General features: G+C 36.2%; 10 protein-coding genes. 9 read left to right on the top strand and 1 reads right to left on the bottom strand.

What is annotated here, in order from left to right:
- Positions 1–11: 11 nt before the first annotated feature.
- From FN817_RS12740 to FN817_RS12725, 4 genes are all read left to right on the top strand, one after another.
- Positions 12–2855, top strand: a complete 2844-nt coding sequence (locus tag FN817_RS12740; RefSeq protein WP_142718270.1) for a hypothetical protein — start codon at positions 12–14, stop codon at positions 2853–2855.
- Entirely contained in the window at positions 2855–5854 is a 3000-nt protein-coding gene (locus FN817_RS12735) for a PKD domain-containing protein (protein WP_142718269.1), read from the top strand. Before FN817_RS12740 ends, FN817_RS12735 begins: the two co-directional genes overlap by 1 nt.
- Before the next feature lie 85 nt (positions 5855–5939).
- Positions 5940–9551 (top strand): PKD domain-containing protein, encoded by a 3612-nt coding sequence (locus tag FN817_RS12730; RefSeq protein ID WP_142718268.1) that lies wholly within the window; start codon positions 5940–5942, stop codon positions 9549–9551.
- A gap of 105 nt (positions 9552–9656) precedes the next feature.
- Positions 9657–10565 (top strand): hypothetical protein, encoded by a 909-nt coding sequence (locus FN817_RS12725; RefSeq protein ID WP_142718267.1) that lies wholly within the window; start codon positions 9657–9659, stop codon positions 10563–10565.
- Between the two features lie 74 nt (positions 10566–10639).
- Here FN817_RS12725 and FN817_RS12720 read toward each other — a convergent pair whose 3' ends face one another.
- Positions 10640–11302, bottom strand: a complete 663-nt coding sequence (locus FN817_RS12720; RefSeq protein WP_047421519.1) for a S24 family peptidase — start codon at positions 11300–11302, stop codon at positions 10640–10642.
- A gap of 753 nt (positions 11303–12055) precedes the next feature.
- Here FN817_RS12720 and FN817_RS23165 point away from each other — a divergent pair.
- The 5 genes from FN817_RS23165 to FN817_RS12705 all read left to right on the top strand — a co-directional run bounded on the left by FN817_RS23165 (position 12056) and on the right by FN817_RS12705 (position 18101).
- Complete coding sequence (locus tag FN817_RS23165; RefSeq protein WP_156106583.1) at positions 12056–12214, top strand: hypothetical protein; 159 nt, start codon at positions 12056–12058, stop codon at positions 12212–12214.
- A 385-nt stretch (positions 12215–12599) separates the two neighbouring features.
- Positions 12600–12767, top strand: coding sequence for a hypothetical protein (locus FN817_RS23160; protein WP_156120969.1), 168 nt, complete (start codon positions 12600–12602; stop codon positions 12765–12767).
- 64 nt (positions 12768–12831) lie between these two features.
- Positions 12832–13200, top strand: coding sequence for a hypothetical protein (locus tag FN817_RS12715; RefSeq protein ID WP_142718266.1), 369 nt, complete (start codon positions 12832–12834; stop codon positions 13198–13200).
- Positions 13201–13550: 350 nt separating this feature from the next.
- Positions 13551–17561 carry a hypothetical protein gene (locus FN817_RS12710; RefSeq protein WP_142718265.1) on the top strand — a complete coding sequence of 1337 codons (4011 nt, stop codon included), beginning with the start codon at positions 13551–13553 and terminating at the stop codon, positions 17559–17561.
- Positions 17562–17567: 6 nt separating this feature from the next.
- Positions 17568–18101, top strand: coding sequence for a hypothetical protein (locus FN817_RS12705; RefSeq protein ID WP_142718264.1), 534 nt, complete (start codon positions 17568–17570; stop codon positions 18099–18101).
- The last annotated feature ends 54 nt before the right edge of the window (positions 18102–18155 follow it).

Here is an 18155-nt window from a genome sequence, read left to right as displayed (position 1 = left end):
GAAACATAATCATGTCAGAAAATAAACATATTAGTATATCAAAAAATATAGAAACCGGGGATCAGACAGATTTTCATTTTCTACGCAAAACAGGGATTGAATACATAGAAAAGTTAGGAGGAAAACTCTGGACCGATTATAATTCTCATGATCCTGGGATCACCACTTTGGAAGTTCTAAGCTATGCCATCACGGACCTTGGGATGAGGATGAACCTGAACATGGAAGATATCTTAGCATCTGATGATGTAAAAACAGACATTCATACTCAGTTTTTAAACGCTGCAGAAATTTTACCGTCAAGACCTTTAAACGAGCTGGACTACAGGAAGCTGTTTATAGATATCAACATGGCAGGAAGTCTTAAAAGACCGATCCGTAACTGCTGGTTAGTTCCTAAAAATGAAAAATTATACGTTGATTGTAAAACCGGAGATTTAGACTTTAAGCCTATCGGAGACAAGACACAAAGCTTTAATGTAAAAGGAATATATGACCTTTATGTAGATTATGCTGAAGATATTGATAAAGATGGAATCGGATGTGAAAAATCTAATGTTAATATCAAAATATTAAACAGTTACCACGCTAACAGAAGTCTGTGTGAAGATCTGGCAGAAATTAAAGAAGTTGAAATCCAGAAAGTGGCCGTATGTGCCCGCATTGGACTTGTCAGCAAAGCAGATGAAGAACTCGTACACGCTAAAGTAATCAGAGCCATCAATAATTATCTGTCTCCGGAGGTACATTTTTATTCATTGAAACAGATGCTTGATAAAGGTCTTACGACAGATCAGATCTTTGAGGGACCTCTTTTGGATAACGGCTTTATTGATACGGAAGAGCTTAAAAACAGCCAATTAAGAACAGAAGTTCGTCTTTCTGATATCATCAGTGAGATCATGAAGATTGAAGGGGTTAAAGAAATTCACGACGTTTCTATTGCAGGTTGTGATAACATCATCAAACAAAATAACGATTGGCTGATCTGTATTGAAAAGGGCAGAAAACCGGAACTGTGCGAGCTGAGCTCATTCAGCTACAGTAAAGGATCTCTTCCGTTAAATATCGATGATAAAAAAGTTCAGGATTACCTGGAGACTCTTAAAAGAGAAGAAGAAGTGCTTAGAGATGATGCAAGGCAAAATAAAGAATTGACATTACCTCAGGGAACTTCATATGATATTGCGAACTACGCTACTATTCTGAATGAATTTCCGGATACCTATGGAGTAGGAGAATCAGGAATTATAGGAAATCAATCCCCGGAAAGAGAAGCTTTGGCCAAACAAATGAAAGGGTATTTGCTGTTTTTTGATCAGATCCTTGCCGGATATTTCAAACATCTTGAAAAAATAAAAGAAGTATTAAGCATTAATGGGAAGTTAAAAAGAACCTTTTTTACACAGACTCTTAAAAATATTAAAGGTTTTGATGAACTGGTTTCTGAATATAATACAGAAAATGATGATCAGCTTACAGACTCATTGTATAAAGAGCTGGATAACAGTGTGGAACGCCGAAATGAAGTGTTGGACCATCTGATCTCCCGTTTTGCTGAAACATTCAGTGACTATACTTTCTTAATGAAATCACTGTATGGAAAATCTACCGATGAAATTGTCTTAAGGAACAAAGAAAACTTCTTAAAAGAGTATTCATCATTAAGTAAAGACAGAGGATTAGGTTATAATTATACCCTGATCGGAGATTCTGATCTGTGGAATACCAGTAATATTTCCGGTGTTCAGAAAAGAATTGCCCGTTTACTGGGAATTAAAGATTATACCCAGAGAAACTTATCCCAATCACCGGTATCCATCATTGAAACAATAGACAATGCCGGTAAAAAAACGTATACCTGGAAAATAAAAGATACCGGCAACAATATTGTCTTATCCTCTGTAAACAGCTACACGACTGAGCATATTGCAATCAAAAACCTGAATGAAGCCATTTATCAAACCATTCAGATTGATCAGGAAGATCTTGAAAATGTATTAGCCAGACTGGATGAGAGCAAGCCGGAAGAAACATTGGAAAAACTGAAAAATTGTGAAAAGGATTACTGTTTAATTGGAAATATTAAAATCCGTGTTTCATTAGGAGGCAATTATTATTTTGAAATTCTGGATGACCAGCACAATGTCATTGCTGTCCACAAAAAAACCAATCCTTACTCAGAATTGAAAGACCTGAAAAAAGGAATTGAAGAGACGATCAGCTATTTCAAATACGAATTTACAGAAGAAGGTATTTTCCTTGTTGAGCATTTATTATTAAAGCCCACTACCAAGGATTATAAGCTCATGGGAGGTATTGGATGTATGTCTGTTGGGGGTACTTTCAGAATCATGTATGACCTGGAAGAAGAAAATCCCACAACAGATCCTATAGAATATTCGGAAGCCTTTATGTCTTCCTGTGAAGAAGGTTGCGAAACAGATGTGTTTGATCCTTATTCTTACAGGGTAAGTGTTGTCCTTCCCGGGTTTGCGTATCGTTTTCAGGATCCTGATTTCAGACGCTATGCAGAAACCGTTATCAGGCAGGAAATTCCGGCTCATATTTTAGCCAAAATCTGCTGGGTGGGAGATCGTTTGAGTGAAAAACAAACTGCTCAGAACGATTTGGCTGAATTTGAAACAGCATTTAAAAAATATCTTTCAGATAAGTCAAGAAACAATATCCTGAATCTCGGAAACAGCATTACGGATTTATTGACCGCTCTTAGTCATTTGAACAATATCTATCGACCGGGAAGGCTTTTAGACTGCGATGCCAATGATAGTGACATTCTGGACGGAAAAATCATATTAGGACAATCCAACTTATCAAAAAAAATTGAAAAATAATGAATACTAAATTAGACAATGTAACAACCCAATATAGAAAGTTCAACGACAATCAGGCGTTAACAGAAGGGCAATTAAACGAATTTATAGATTATTTTGAAGATCAGGACAGACTATCAAGAACCCGTCTGAGCGGTGTAGGAATTGTGTGCGGTTTTCAATCAGAATATGTGGAACTTGAAATCTCACCTGCTTTAGCAGAAAAATCCTCTGGAGATAGAGATCTTGAGATTCCCTTTGATACGATTGCAATTACACAAGGAGCCGGTGTTACTACCGATGGAGACTTAATAACACTGCGCCAGGCGGGAAGCAAAAATTCAGAAGCTACCATTGACTTCAAGGCTAAAAATTACAGATACTACAGAAATTATGTTGATGTCGTAGGATATGAACATTTTCGTATCGGAGGGCAGCAAATCCCTCTTTTAGAATTATTTACAACACAAGAGTATACAAAGCTGGTAGACGGAGGTGCTAATGCCGGAGATTTTAAGCCGGTAATAGACATTCGTAGTTCATTAAGCGATAAAGTTGTAATTCTGTATTTAGAAAGTTATTCCAATGATGAGAATCCTTGTCAGGATGCTGATTGTGACAATAACGGAGCTGAGCAGGTTTCTAATCTTAAAGTGCTTTTGGCAGATACAGCATCCGTTTCAGAGCTTATTGAGAAAGGTGATGCAAAGGATACGATCTATAAACAACATAATTTTTATGAAAAGCTTTTTGACAGCTTACCGAACATAGAAGCCAAAAGAGTTATTCTGGATACACTTGTAAAAACAGCACCACAGCTAAAAACAAAATTTCAGGGTGCCATCAGTACTGTTGCAGAATTAAGTGACGGATTTACTTCCATTGCAGGAACTTTTAATGTAAACATGAATCTGGGAGGACAGACGCTCTTTGATAAATTGAATCCTTTACTGTCAGGCACTTCTCCGGGCTTGGAAGATTATCAGTACCGATATGATTTACTAAAGGATCTGATTGATACCTATAATGAAATAAAAGGTCTGATCCTGCATCTGAATGCTGAATGCTGCCCGGATATTGCTTCATTCCCTAAACACCTGATGTTGGGAAATGTTGGAGCAAAGCAGGAATTAGGAGGATATACCCCTTTACGCCACGGTTTCTATAATTCACCGGTTACTACCAGTGATGACGAGAATTATGAAAGAGTGGTAATGCTTGCCAACCGTTTTGTGCAGAAAGTTAATGGATTTCAATCCTATATCGGACGCATTAAAATTACTCCTTCAAATCTGAATGTAAGATTGGGTAATAAGGCAATTCCATATTATTATAATGTAGATAAATCCCTATTGGCTCAATGGAACTTTGAAAAAACAAAAACCGATAGGGCCGCTTACAATTTAAGCTATCACACAGCCAATTTGGCAGGAGAAGACTTTATTCAGAATCCACTGAATTATAACATTGACAATAATGACTTCTATAGAATTGAAGGTCATCTTGGAATGCCTTATAAAACAGCATTGCAAAACATCAATGATCTTAAAACACAATACGGATTAGCTTTTGATGTCATTGCACTCGTTCTGAATAAAGGTGAAAAACCTGGTGGTGAGCCGCCAATCAGGGAAAAAACAGTATCCATAGAAGAATTGAGAAAGCAATTGACATCCATTTCCAGTGATGTCAGCAACAGGGCTTTCAATTCACAGAATACTTTGCTGAACATCTCTAAGCTGGATGCACAGTTAAGATTGCTGAATCAGGCTGAATTCTCAAAAGAAGGATCATCCGAAGGAATTACCGTTGTAAAACAAGATCCTAAAAAAGACGATGTTGTAAGTGAGCTTTTAAGCGAATTTTTAGAAAGAAAATCAGGCCTGGAACATGTAGCCGGTGTAGAACCGGGTGGAACTTTTGCTTTGATTTATAATTCGGAAACTGAAAACCAGGTTCTTGCAGACTTTTCATTGCCCTACCTGTGCTGTTCTAAAAAGGATCCTGCATTCTTATCGTTACCGAAAAACAAACTGTGTCAGAAAGATGATCCGATTGCCATGACGATTGTTCCGCTAGACGGACAGGTAAAAGCATTTGTGAATGGTGCTCAGATTCCTGCAGTTACACAATCCGGAGGTCAAAGCGTATTCGATCCTGAATTAGTTAACGCAGCTTATTTTGGACAAACCATTACGTTTACTGTGAATGATGATCCAGTGGAAGCACAGATGATTGTGTATGCACAGCCAAACGTATCTGTTACTACAGGTACTGTGAGCTATGATGCTCCTACGATGGACGAAAACGCAAACAATCCGGATGCTACGGTTGAATTTAATGTTACCGGTGACTTTACAGGTCTTACATTTACCTGGAATTTTGATGATAATACTCCAATACAGCATAATGAGGCTCCTGCCAACAAAAAAACGCATGTATACCAGCTTGTTGCGGGAGAGGAAAAAACGTTCAATCCAATACTTACAGTAACCAACGCCAACGGTTGTAGTACAGTATATAAATTAGCACCGTTGAAATTAAAAGGTCAGTCGACTATCGCATGCTTAAGTGGAATGAGAGTGGTAATTCAGTATAGAGACAAGATAGATACAGGTCACGTTTGTAATGATGCTACTTTCAACTTAAAAGGAAATAATATTGTAATAGGAGGGGTCAATCCATACCCTGGCTTTATTGGAAATGTACATTTAAGTAATACAAATGGTAATCAGGATAGACATAATCGCCCAACCGGTGATACTACTTCGGCTAGTAGATACAATGAGATTATCATTACTCAGGCTGAAGCTAAAAAAATGGCATCACAAACATCGGATGGCTTTGTAGAATTCTCCCTTGAATGTGCATTGCCTCCAGGTAATAGACCACCAACTGGTTGTCACCAGGATGTAGCCTATACAGAGATCTTCTTGGCAAACGCTACAGTTCCTATTTATAAAGGATATCCAAACGGGAATTTCCTAAAAATAAACCCTTGTACAGGAGTGACAAAATAATAGTCAGATAATAACTTCATAGACAATTCAACCTGTCTATGAAGTTTATTAAAAGACCTTAATAAATCATTAAAAATGAACAATAATGAATAATCAATTAAGTAATATAACAGTTCAATATCGAAAGTTCAGTAAAGGACAGTATCTGGAGGATCCTGACCAGTTCAATGAGTTTCTGGACTCCTTCGAAGATCAGGACCGTTTGTCCAGAGTATTGCTGCAGGGGGTAGGTGTTGTATGTGGTCTCAAACCAAAACTTGTTTATAAAAACAGACTGTTAGACAGCATAGGGCTTTCCCAGGGAACCGCCATTACAACCGACGGAGATTTACTAACACTGAGTAATACCAGCAAGACGAGTGAAGATTTGTACATGAGCGATCTGAAGACGGTTGATCTGGAAAATAAAAACTTTACCCATTTTAAAGCATATGATAATTTTAAGATAAAATATCCGGCATTTTACGAAGGGACTGAGCAGATTGAACTATGGGAACTGGCAACAGCTCAGGAGTCAAAGTCTGATTTTCAGCCTGTTAATAATCTTACAAATTTAGAAGACAAATACTTACTGCTGTATTTGGAAGATTATGAAAAAGAAGTGAAACCTTGCAGAGGTGTTGATTGTGATAACCATGGAATACAGCAGATTAGAAATCTTAAAGTATTAGTTACTACAGCAAGTGGCATCACTCATATTCTTGGGGAAGATGGTTTTTCCCTGCCTGATCCTGTAACCGGTGAGGTTAAACCCAAAAGAAAAGACCATCTTCAGCCTCATCCTTTGTTTATAGAGGATATCATGGAGCCTGTAAAACAAAACCGGATTATTTTAGAGCGTTTTGTTTCAGAAAACAGGCTGAATGTCTCTGATTTAAAAAATGTGTATATCAAGGCGGTAGAGAAAGCTGATTATGGGAAGAGTGTTTTTGAAAAAACAGCAGCAATTGCCAAAATTCTAGGCGTTTCAAGTGCCGGCTATGACGTGTTCAAAGCATCAATAGACAGAGTTGTTAATCAGGAAACAGGCTTTCAGTATACTTACGATGTGATAAAGGATTTGGTGGATACCTATTCTGAAATTGTAGAATTACTTCCTAAAGCATTTACTAAATGTTTCCCGGATTTTGCATCTTTTCCTAAACATATTATGCTTGGAAAATTAATATCGGATACCCAATTGGATTCTTCAAGACATCAGTTTTATAATTCTCCTGCTTTAGATGATGAAAAAGCAACTCAAAAAGTTAAAACCCTAATCAAGCGTTTTAATCAGCAAGTGGGAAATTTTGATCCTGATACTATTATTAAAAATAAAGAACGGGTTAAAATTACTCCTTCGCAAAAATTAAATCCTCTGGGCAATAAGGCAGTTCCTTTTTACTATCATGTTACAGAAGAGTTTTTAAAAACATGGAATTTTGATAGAACAAGCAATCGGTCATCCGGCAATAATCTGACATTTGATACTGATTGGGTGTTAATAGGAAACTCCGAACAAGTAAGTCCTTTAAATCTCAATATAGATAACTATTCGTTTTATAATATTGAAGGTCATCAGGGAATGGATTATCAGGTTGCTTTTGAACAGATAAAGGAAATCAAGGATAAGCAGCAGCTGGGATTTGATATTATGCTCTTGTCTTTAGAAGAATTAAAAGGAAATAAAGATCTGACAAAAGCTTATTTCAATGAATACGTAGAAAAGAACTCAGGATTAGAACATAAAAGAGGTGTTGAAAGAAAAGGTACTTTTATTATGGTATATGATTCCATAAAAAATCCAAAAGTTATTGCAGATTTTTCACTTCCATACATCTGTTGTACTCCAAAAGCGATCATCAAATTGAGTTTGCCAACTTCTGTTATCTGTGCTGAATCTAACCCTATACCTTTTACAGTATCCCCTATGAATGGAGTGATCAAAGCAAGTGTTGGTAACGGCGTAAAAATCATCAATGGGCAATATGTCTTTGATCCGAAGGCTGTGGAAGAACAGTTCTATGGCCAGGAAATTACCTTTACTGTCAATGGGAAAGCTACAGATTGCAGCATTAAGGTGATTTCAGAACCGGATGTAAAAATAGAAGTCGTTGAACCTGTCATTTATCCTGGAGGAGATTCAACAGCAACAATAGTAAACGTTAAAGTTTCCGGGACCAATTTTGCAGACTATGATTACAGCTGGGATTTTCTTGGTAATGATGTTTGGGTTCCTATAAAACCTGATGTTCATGGATTTGTGAGTTATAAGTATTACAATCTGGATCTTAAAAATATTCCGGTAATAAGAGTAAAAGTGGACGGCAGCGGCTGTATTCAGGACGTTATCATAAGAGACTGGTACGACGCTCCGGTTCGGTTAAGTTTAGCAACAGATATTATTTGTTCTGCATCTGATTCTATACCTTTTATTGACCTGTTCCCTACAGATGGGATTGTGAAAGCAAGTGCTGGTGCTGAAGCCAGTGTTGTGTCCGGCAATGGCAGCTATTCCTTCAATCCAAATGCAGTGAATTCTGCCTTATATGGTCAATATATTACATTTACTGTAAACGATAAACCAACGAACTGCCGTATTAAAGTTATTCCACCGCCTAAAGTTAACATTAATTATACTGTTGATTACCCAGCTAACGGTTCAACAGAAACAACAATAAACATTGACGTTTCCGGACCATATTTTACAGAATATATGTACGAATGGGATTTCCTGGGTACCGGACAGTTTACTCCGCCAAAACCTATAAACGGTAAGATAAGTTATAAATATTCTAATCTGGATCCGAAAAATATTCCGGTGATAGGAGTGAAGGTGACTGGAGGAGGATGCTCTCAATACACGGCTATAAGAGACTGGTATGATGCTCCGGTTCAATTAAGTCTGCCGGTGAATACTATTTGTTCTGAATCCGGGGCTATACCATTTAACGTAGTACCCAGCAATGGAGTTGTAGCAGCTAGTACTGGTGCTGAATCCAGTGTTATATCCGGTGCCGGAGGATATTCCTTCAATCCGAACCTGTTGAATCCTGCATTACACGGTCAGGTAATTACCTTTACTGTAAACGGAAAACAAACCAACTGCAGTATTAGGGTTATTATGACACCGAAGGTTGGGATATCTGTTAAATCTGTTGATTATCCGGCTGGTAATTCAAATGAAACAAAAGTAAACTTTGTCGTTTCAGGGCCAGGCTTTACAAACTATACTTACAGTGTAGATGGTAACCCGCTTTCTCAGCCGGATGCTAATGGAAATATGAGTTATACATTGATGAATGTAGATCCAAAAAATACCCCGGCGATCAATGTGAAGGTGAGTAACGGTGAGTGTACCCAAACCATTACGATAAGAGACTGGTATGTTGCGATCAAAAAGATAGACTTATCAGGTAGTGTAAACTGCTGTCCTGCCACTCTGCCGATTATTAAAGCTGATGCCGGAGCGAAAGATCTGAGATTTTCTTTAAAACTGGGGAGATTTGGACTAAAAGGATCAGGTGATGGAGCGCCGGTACTTCTCTACTTCTGGAGCAAACTGGAAGGCCCGAATGTGAGGCTTATTAATGACCCCGCTAACGGAGAACTGATCGTTGAAGATTTAATTGCTGGTAACTATAAATTCCAGCTTCTGGTTAAGGATGCTAATAGTGATGCGTTTAATATTGATACAACAACCGTAACGGTGTATTGAGATTAAACCTAATCTGATATCATGGGGTGTTTTTTTCTTTAGAATGATTTCAACACCCCTTAGATATTGAATAAAATATAATATTAACAATAAAAACATAATATAATGGCAGCAGCAAAATGTGATGTTTCATTCAAAATAGGATATGAATCTTCATTGCCACTAACAGAGGCGACTGTGACTTATTTAAATCCGCCGGGACCTACCCATGATATAAAGCAATTGCTTGCAACTGGTGATACAATAAAACTTAATGATATCCAAAATGATATTCAAACTCCGGGTACATACGAATTGGAAGTGAAACTGGCTGTAGGTGGAATTGTTACTAAGAGAGAATTTTTCCTGAACGTTGGGAGATGCAACACATCTTCTACTTGTTATGTTCCTAAGATCTATGATATAAAAGTGCTGGATGACGGCCAGATTGTAATGAACTACTGGGTTGATGATACCACCAATCTTGCAACATTGGAATATCAGATCGCAAGAGACCCTGGTTTTACAGACATTATTTATTCAAAGGTGGGCTTTAGTGATACTTCATATACCCAATTTGAAAATATTGATATGAAGAATGGGAAAATTCCTGATAATACTAAGCTATACATAAGAATAAGAAAGTATTGTAAGCCAGATGGAATTTCTGATTGGTCAGATGTTGTTCAGTTTGATTCTAAAGAATGGAGTGGTGCAGTAGGAGCCTATTGCTTGTCTGGTGTAGATGACCTGAACCCAGATTCTATTTGTAATGGGACAGACCCTGCCTGGAAGACGAAAGTAATTTTGAAACCCTCTTCAGCGGATATAGGAACTTTGATTTACCTGACTAATGGTATGCTTGCAACCCCTGCAAACATAAAAGAATTTGAACCAAATGCACCCGAAAGCTTCAAAAGAAGTGGGATCAGATGGATAAGATTCCTAAGTTCAGATCTTAACCCAAGTGTCATTTATCGGGTAGATCCGGAAAATGCTAAAATAATAAGTATTGAAGACAAAGTGAGCTGTTAGAATATCTTATGATGATGCTCTGAAATGCCCCGATAAAATCCTCAAGAAATTGAGGATTTTATTCACTCAGGCAGTTATCTTCTGTTGTTTTTACGTCTGGTACTTATAATATTGAAAAGTTTCGCAACATCCTTCAGATGGATCTCGAAGTCTTCATAATATTCATTCAGGGAATGAAGAGTGATAAGGCCTTTCTCGACATCGTGGTTAACGATTCGTTTTACTAAAATTCCTTTTTCTTTGTGAACGATTACAAAATCCCACTTATCATAGTGCAGCTTACTCATCCAGTAATCCTGTCTGATGTTTCTGCATAGGATAATGTCACCTTCCAGATAACTTTCATACGATCCGTTATCCATACTGTCTCCTTTCACTTCAAAACACATGTATTCACCTCTGTGCTCTACATCGTCCGTAAAAGGAATAGTGGGTAAGCTTTCTATATATTCTTCATCAGCAAAATTACTCAGATAACCGGCTTGTGCATATTGATTTGCTAAGGGAACGTGCATGATCTTTAAATCTGAAAAAACAACCGGAGACGCGCTGTCATCATTAAGTTCCTGTTGCTTTAACAGTAAATTGGTGACGAAGTAAGCCGTTGTTTCCGGTATTTTTCGTTCGCCTTTTTCCCAATACTGCACGGCCCTGGTGCCCACTCCTATAGATTTTGCTATATCAGCCTGCTTCATGTTTAGTTTCTTTCTGATTTCCTTGAATTCTAAATAGTTCATTTTGATATGTTTATAGTTATTTGTAAAAAAAAATGAACAAAATGTTCGTTTTTATTTTTAAAAACGAACAATGTTCGTATATTTGTTTCATCATTATGATAGAACAATGCAAATGTACAAAATTATATTTAGAATTTAATATTTTTTTAATATTTAAAAACGACATTTTTGAATGTAATTATCTGTAATTAAAAAAGTTAAAAAATATTTTGCACGTAATGAATTCAAAATATGAATATTTTCCTCTTTTATTTTATTTCGGCGTTAATTGGAATGAGGAAAATTTTAAACAATCTATAAAGTGTAAAAATTGCGTTTTTTTGTATTGCTTTATTTGATTTTTGTTCGTTTGTTTATTGTTCTATTAATGATAAAAATGCGTTTATTCTTGATTGATACCTGAATAAAGCAATCATTTTACTCTTTGTTTTTCCTGAAAATAAAAAACAAACCTAAAATGTAGAAGAACATTACTGTTCAACATATAAAATATCGATTAATTATAGTTGTCAGTAAAGTAGCTATTACATCCTGAGTAACAAATGAAATTTAAAATAAAGAAGTCAGGGTAAAATAAATACCCGGTACCGGCTTCTGAAAAACAAAATTAATTGAATTAGAGATCTTTTTAAAAGGCGGAATTTTCGTCTTTAGGGATTCTTATGACTTTATGAAACGATCAACAGGTAAGAGAAGGAAGCCTGTCTGATGCAAAAAAAACTTTTAAACCAAAAAACTTTTAACCATAGAATTATGAAACGTAGTAAAGAATTAGTCGAAAAAAGAAAAGATTTTGTCATTGATTATGTAAAACGTAATCAGGATAAACAGATGAAAGTGATTGTTAATGAGCTGATGGAAATGTTGTTTTTGTCTGAAAGAACCATATATAACATCATTCTTCAGCCATAAAGCATGATCACAGAAGAAAGCTCAGTCCTTACCATATTAATATAATGTTGTAATGTGAATATCAGTAAGATAATGTTTGTAGATAGTGTTTATTCATAATTCATGTCTTGAAATTATTCATTCTAAAAAGATAAAAAAGGATTCCAGGTTATTGCGAAATCCTCAACAGCCATACATCAGATTAAAAGGCTGCTCTGATATCTTTCTCAAATTAAATTATAGGTAAAAAATAGTAAGGTGAAAAACGGTTTTTGCTTATTAGTTCTGTTGTTTTAAATGAAACATGAATTGTAAAAAGGAACCGTGTAACCTTACTGTATTGGAAGGTAAATCAATTTAAAAAAACTAAAAAAGCAATTATTCATTTAATAAAATTCTAGTAGCCATGAAAAAGAAAGAAAAGAAAAAAAAGAAAAAAGATAAAGAAAAACTGAAAAAGCCAGGCAGAGATATCAGTGATATTCTTGATGAGTTAGCGTATGCGGATGAGAGTGAAAACATCCGGAAAATCAGAAAATTTTTAGATGACATGTATATCCTTTCACAGGAATAAGTGAACATCTGAAAGTTGTTGAAAAATTAAAATTTTAATAAATAATATATAGAAAATAATGACTTTGGATAGTATAAAAGCCCTTTTGATCGGAACTGCAATAGCATTTTCAGGAGGATTGTTAAGGGTACTGGTCTCCATACAAAATAAAGAGAAAAAACAGCCCTGGGAGCACTTTATCACATTGGTGATAGTGGTGATCGTAGGTTTTACAATGAGCTATTTAATGAACAGAGCTGAGTTGCATGACAAATGGTATTCAACAGGGATATTATTTGTGCTTGGCTACGGTTATGATAAATTCCTGAAAATGATTACTACAAATCTCCCAAACTGGATTGATAAAGCTGTGAATCTTTTTATTGAAAACCGATATGGAGTGAAGACAGACAGACAGTCTGACGAAGAAGAAAAGAAAGGTGATATGAATTAAGAGAGAATCAATGGTGTGAAAATCTATCAAATGACTTGTAGGTATACTTAAGCATTACAATAGAAAAGAAAGTGAAAACTTTTTACTGCCATTACAGAATTGATCACTCCAAAAGAGCGATTGTAAGAACTTAAAAAACCAGAAAATTCAAAAACAAGAGAACAAACAAGGAAATGGTTCAGTGTTGCCTGTTTCTCAAAGTCAAATACCATTTCTATTTACTTACATTCTTAAAGAATCTACCACACATGGTATGATTTTTCTAACCCGGCAGGCATCCTATAAAGCATAACAGTTTGGTTGTGCTTTATAGGTCTTTTAAACAATATGAAATTAAAAAAACTAAGTCAATGAAAGCAGCAAAACCTGTAGAAATAGACAATAAGGCCCATAAAAACCAGAGCAAAAAGCAAAAGCCGAAAGATCGGGTGGTTGTACCTCTGTCTGAGGTGCAAGTGGCCAATGTACAGACACAAAAGGCAGGAGATTCATCCGTTAAAAATGGATCATCAAATCCCAACGATAACTTGCTTAGTCTCAATGGCACTATTGCGGGTGTTCATGATTCACGAGACATTTATGGACAGGGATCAGAAAAAAATTATGGAAAACTCCAGGAGAGTCTGGCAAAAACCGGCGATATCAATCATCCGGACACCAAGAATATTGAAAAAGGCTATATGGCCACTTTGAATGACAATCAAATACAAGATTATCATAAACTAAAATCGGGAAACTATCTGCCCAAAACAGTACAAGAACAAGCTGTAGTGTACCAAGAGAGCAAAAGCAATCAGGAAACAAAGGCTGGTTCAAAGGCGGTGGCAAAAGCCGGATCAAAGAAACCAGAAGTTGCTGCTGTAGAAAAACCACAGTCAGTCACTGCAGATAAAACGGTGGAGGCTGATACGGAAACTAAAACCTCTGCAAATGCCACAGACAATCCTGGATTTATGGAGTTGAGCGGACGAATCAGCGCCACGGCCCAGGTACAAAAACGCCACGAACCTGCAAAAAAATCATCTGAAGATGCACAAGCTGCGGCACCATCACCTGCCAATGAGCGTGAAAGTATGGCACAGGCCAGCCAGGTAGATACGATGGATGCACAAAAACCGGGTACATTTAGCAAAGAAGATTTTAAAGCTTTACTGAAAGCCAAAATCGAAAGTATTGAACTTCCCAAAGATGAAGCTGCTGCTGATGAATTTGAGAAAAACAACAATATACAGGAAGTGAATCAGAGGGCAATGGGCGATGTTAAAAATGAAAAAAATGCTGCTTCCAATGATATTGCTACTACAACATCTGCAAAACCTAATATAGCCGCACAACCAGTTCGCTCTGTTGCAAAAATGCCGACACCTGAGGTAGGCAAAGCTCCGGGTATCCCAAATGTAGCCAAAGCAATGCCTTCTAAAAGAGATGCCGCAGGGGTGGAAAATCCAATACAGGAACAAACAGCAGGTATTGATAATGAAATGAAAGCTCATAGAGTTACTGATGATATGCTCGCCAATTCCAACGAACCTTCGTTTAAGAATGCTTTGACAGAAAAGAACAAAGCTCAAACCCAAAGTACTGCTGCCACACAGAAATTTAGAAATTCAGAAGAAAAAGAACTATCTAAAACCAAGAATCAGGCTCAGGCCCAGGCAGTTCATCATATCACCGGAATGCACAGTGCCCGTAAAGGAGGATTAGGCAATGCCCACGGTGAGCAAAAGCAAACGGCTACTAAAGACAGCCAAAAACGTAAAGAGATTGCTGATCATATTAATAGCATTTATCTCAACTCTAAGAATGAGGTAGATACCATTTTAAATAGTCTGGATAAAACGGTAGCATCCAAATTTGACACAGGTAGTAAAGCAGCCAAAAAAGCATTTGAAGATCATATTGATAAAAATATGCGTGCCTACAAACTGAAGCGTTATGGAGATGCTGCAGCAAGTTATGGAGCTTTGGCCGCAGCAAGTTTATGGGTATGGGACAAAGTCACCGGATTGCCTAAAGAGGTCAATGCTTATTTTAAGAGTGGTAAAGAGGTATACATTAAAACTATGGACCGCTATATTGATGATATTGCTACCCATGTTACCAATCAGCTTAATGCTGCCAAAGGTAAAATTGCCAAAGGCAAAAAAGATGTACAAACCTATGTTAACAGCTTATCACCAAGTTTACGCAAGATAGGAAAAGAAGCTATAGCCGATATCCAAAGTAAATTCAATGCCCTGGAAGAAAGTGTAAATAACAAAAAAGAAGCGCTAATTGATGTGCTCGCTAAAAAATATGCCGAAAATGTGGCTGAAATTGATGCCAGAATCGAAACATTGAAATCGCAGAACAGCGGATGGGTCAACAAAGCATTGGGAGCATTGAGCGGGGTATTTGCCTTTATCATTGAAATTAAAAACACACTTACCAATTTATTGGCTGGTGTTGTAGAAGCCATCCAGGCAATCATTGCAGATCCGATAGGATTCTTTAAAAACCTTATTGCCGGAGTTTCACAAGGATTTACCAATTTCGGGAACAATATCTGGACCCACCTTAAAACAGGTTTCTTCGGTTGGTTAACCGGAGCGATGAAAGGTATTTCTATAACGATGCCGGAAGATATATTCTCATTAAAAGGAATTTTCTCCATCACAACACAGGTGCTTGGTTTAACATGGAGCGGCATTAGAGCCATCGGTTCTAAAGTGGTAGGAGAGCCTGTGATGAAAGTTCTTGAAACAAGCTTTGAAATGGTACAGATTGTTCGTAAAGAAGGTGTTGCCGGACTTTGGGAGCATTTGAAAGATCAGTTTGCTGATCTGAAAGAGACGGTAATGGACGCGATTATGGATATTATCCAGACACAGGTGATCCAGGCAGGTATTAAATGGATCATGGGATTAATGACTCCGGTAGGAGCCTTTATAAAAGCTGCTATGGCTATTATAGATGTAGTGAAATTCTTCATTCAGCGTGCAGCACAAATCATGGAACTGGTAAAAGCCTTTACTGATAGTATAAAAGCAATCGCCAGCGGAAATGTAGGGGCAGTAGCCAAAGCCATAGAAAATGCATTAGGTAAAGCTGTTCCTGTACTGATTGGTTTCTTAGCTTCCTTATTGGGAATTGGCGGATTAGCAGATAAAGTAGTAGGAGTAATACGCAAAATACGGGAACGTATTGTGAAGGCTATTACTAAGTTCTGGACTTTTGTGAAAGGAAAGGCTGGGAAATTGTTCAGCAAATTGGGTATTGACAAGAAAGGAGCGAAGAAAAACACTGAGAAGAAAGATGGAAAAACTGGTGAGAAGCTTGAAGATAGTGAAGTAGGAAAAGTAGTCCGTTTTTCTGCTGAAGGAGAATCCCATACACTTTGGATTGCTAAAAAAGGGAATAACGTTGAGGTAATGGTGGCCAGTATTCCTATGAGTGTAGGCAAGAAGTTAAAAGAATGGCAAGATAAAATAGATACTTTACCAGAAGAGAAACGAGAGAGGGCAAAAACTTTATTAGATCAAGCTGACGCTTTATATATTGAAACTCATCAGGAAGCAGAAGAAACAGATAAGGCTTTAGATAAAGCTAATAAGCAAAATGCATCTAATAATGAAGTTAAAAAAGCGAAGACTTTAGACGAAAGTGTAGAAAATAAAGAAGAACAACTTTCTGATATAATACAACAGTTATTTAATATATTTGGACAGATAAATTGGAGTGTAGATGAAAACACTAAATTAACCAAAACAGAGATTGATAAATTGAGATCATTAGAAGGAGGTAGTACTATAATAGCTAAAATAGAGCATCAAATGAAAACTAAACCTGATGATGGTATTTCAACAATAAAAGAGGTGAGAGTAATGATGAGCTTATCTGATGATGTTATTTTTGTAGGAGGAGCAATTCACAAAGATACTAAACATGTTTTCTTTAAAATAGGAAATGAAGAGCCTAAAATTTTAGAACATGGAGAAATAGATATTCTTTCAAATAAAGAATATATTGAGGTTAAAACAGGAAATTTTGTAATTAAACCTAATGGTTTAAGTGGTGGTGATATCGAAAAGATGGAGAAATACAAAGGTTATGTTAATGGTAAACCAAAAATATTTGATAAAGTTGGAAACCAAATAGATCTATCAAATAAAATATTAGTTTTACAGGTAGATCAAAATGCAATATCTCCAATGGTTTTGGCTCAAATGAGGAAAATTGGCTCTCCTGATATAATTAGATTTGCAAATGGTTCAGAAATAAAGATGAGTGATGTTCCATATGAAGGAAAATATAGAAAACCGGCAACTTTTAAAGGAATGCCAATAGTAAAATCATTGCAGGAATATTTAAATATAAAATAATAACTTATGGGATTAAGAAATAATTTTGACACAATAATTGTGATTAATAAAGTAGATGTAAAGAAAGTTGTTGATATAGTTCATCAGATTTTGTTGAAGAGAAACTTTATAGTGGAAGATGATGAGTATTTGTCTTGTCTCATATTGAATGAAGTGCTAGATGATGAACTTTTAGAAGAGAATTATGATAAAGTAAGAAGAGGATTAAATACTCAGGAATCTTTGGATTTATTAAAAAACCACAAAGGTGGTGGGTCTTTGATGTATAAAAAAAAGCTGTCTGAAAATGACTTTAATGTTATGGTGACTTTTAAATCGCTAAATAATATAGAAATAGAAGCTATTATTTTTGATGCTAATTCATATTTTAGTGAAACAAAGGATATTAATAATATAATAATAGATATTAATAATAGTGGACTTCAAGTAATAGGAATAACGCAAGGACTTCAAATGTTAAATGATTTAGATCAAGAAACAGAGATTGAAAATATATTAAATGGAAAAATTAATGAAAAATATAAATATATCATTGATTAAATAATCTAAACAAAAACGAAACCCGAAAAGGTTTCGTTTTTGTTTGTTCCAGTA

Source organism: Chryseobacterium rhizoplanae, from assembly GCF_900182655.1.
GTDB classification, from domain to species: Bacteria; Bacteroidota; Bacteroidia; order Flavobacteriales; family Weeksellaceae; genus Chryseobacterium; species Chryseobacterium rhizoplanae.
The sequence above is the reverse complement of the archived record's forward strand: the minus strand, read 5'-3'. Positions and strand labels throughout refer to the sequence as shown.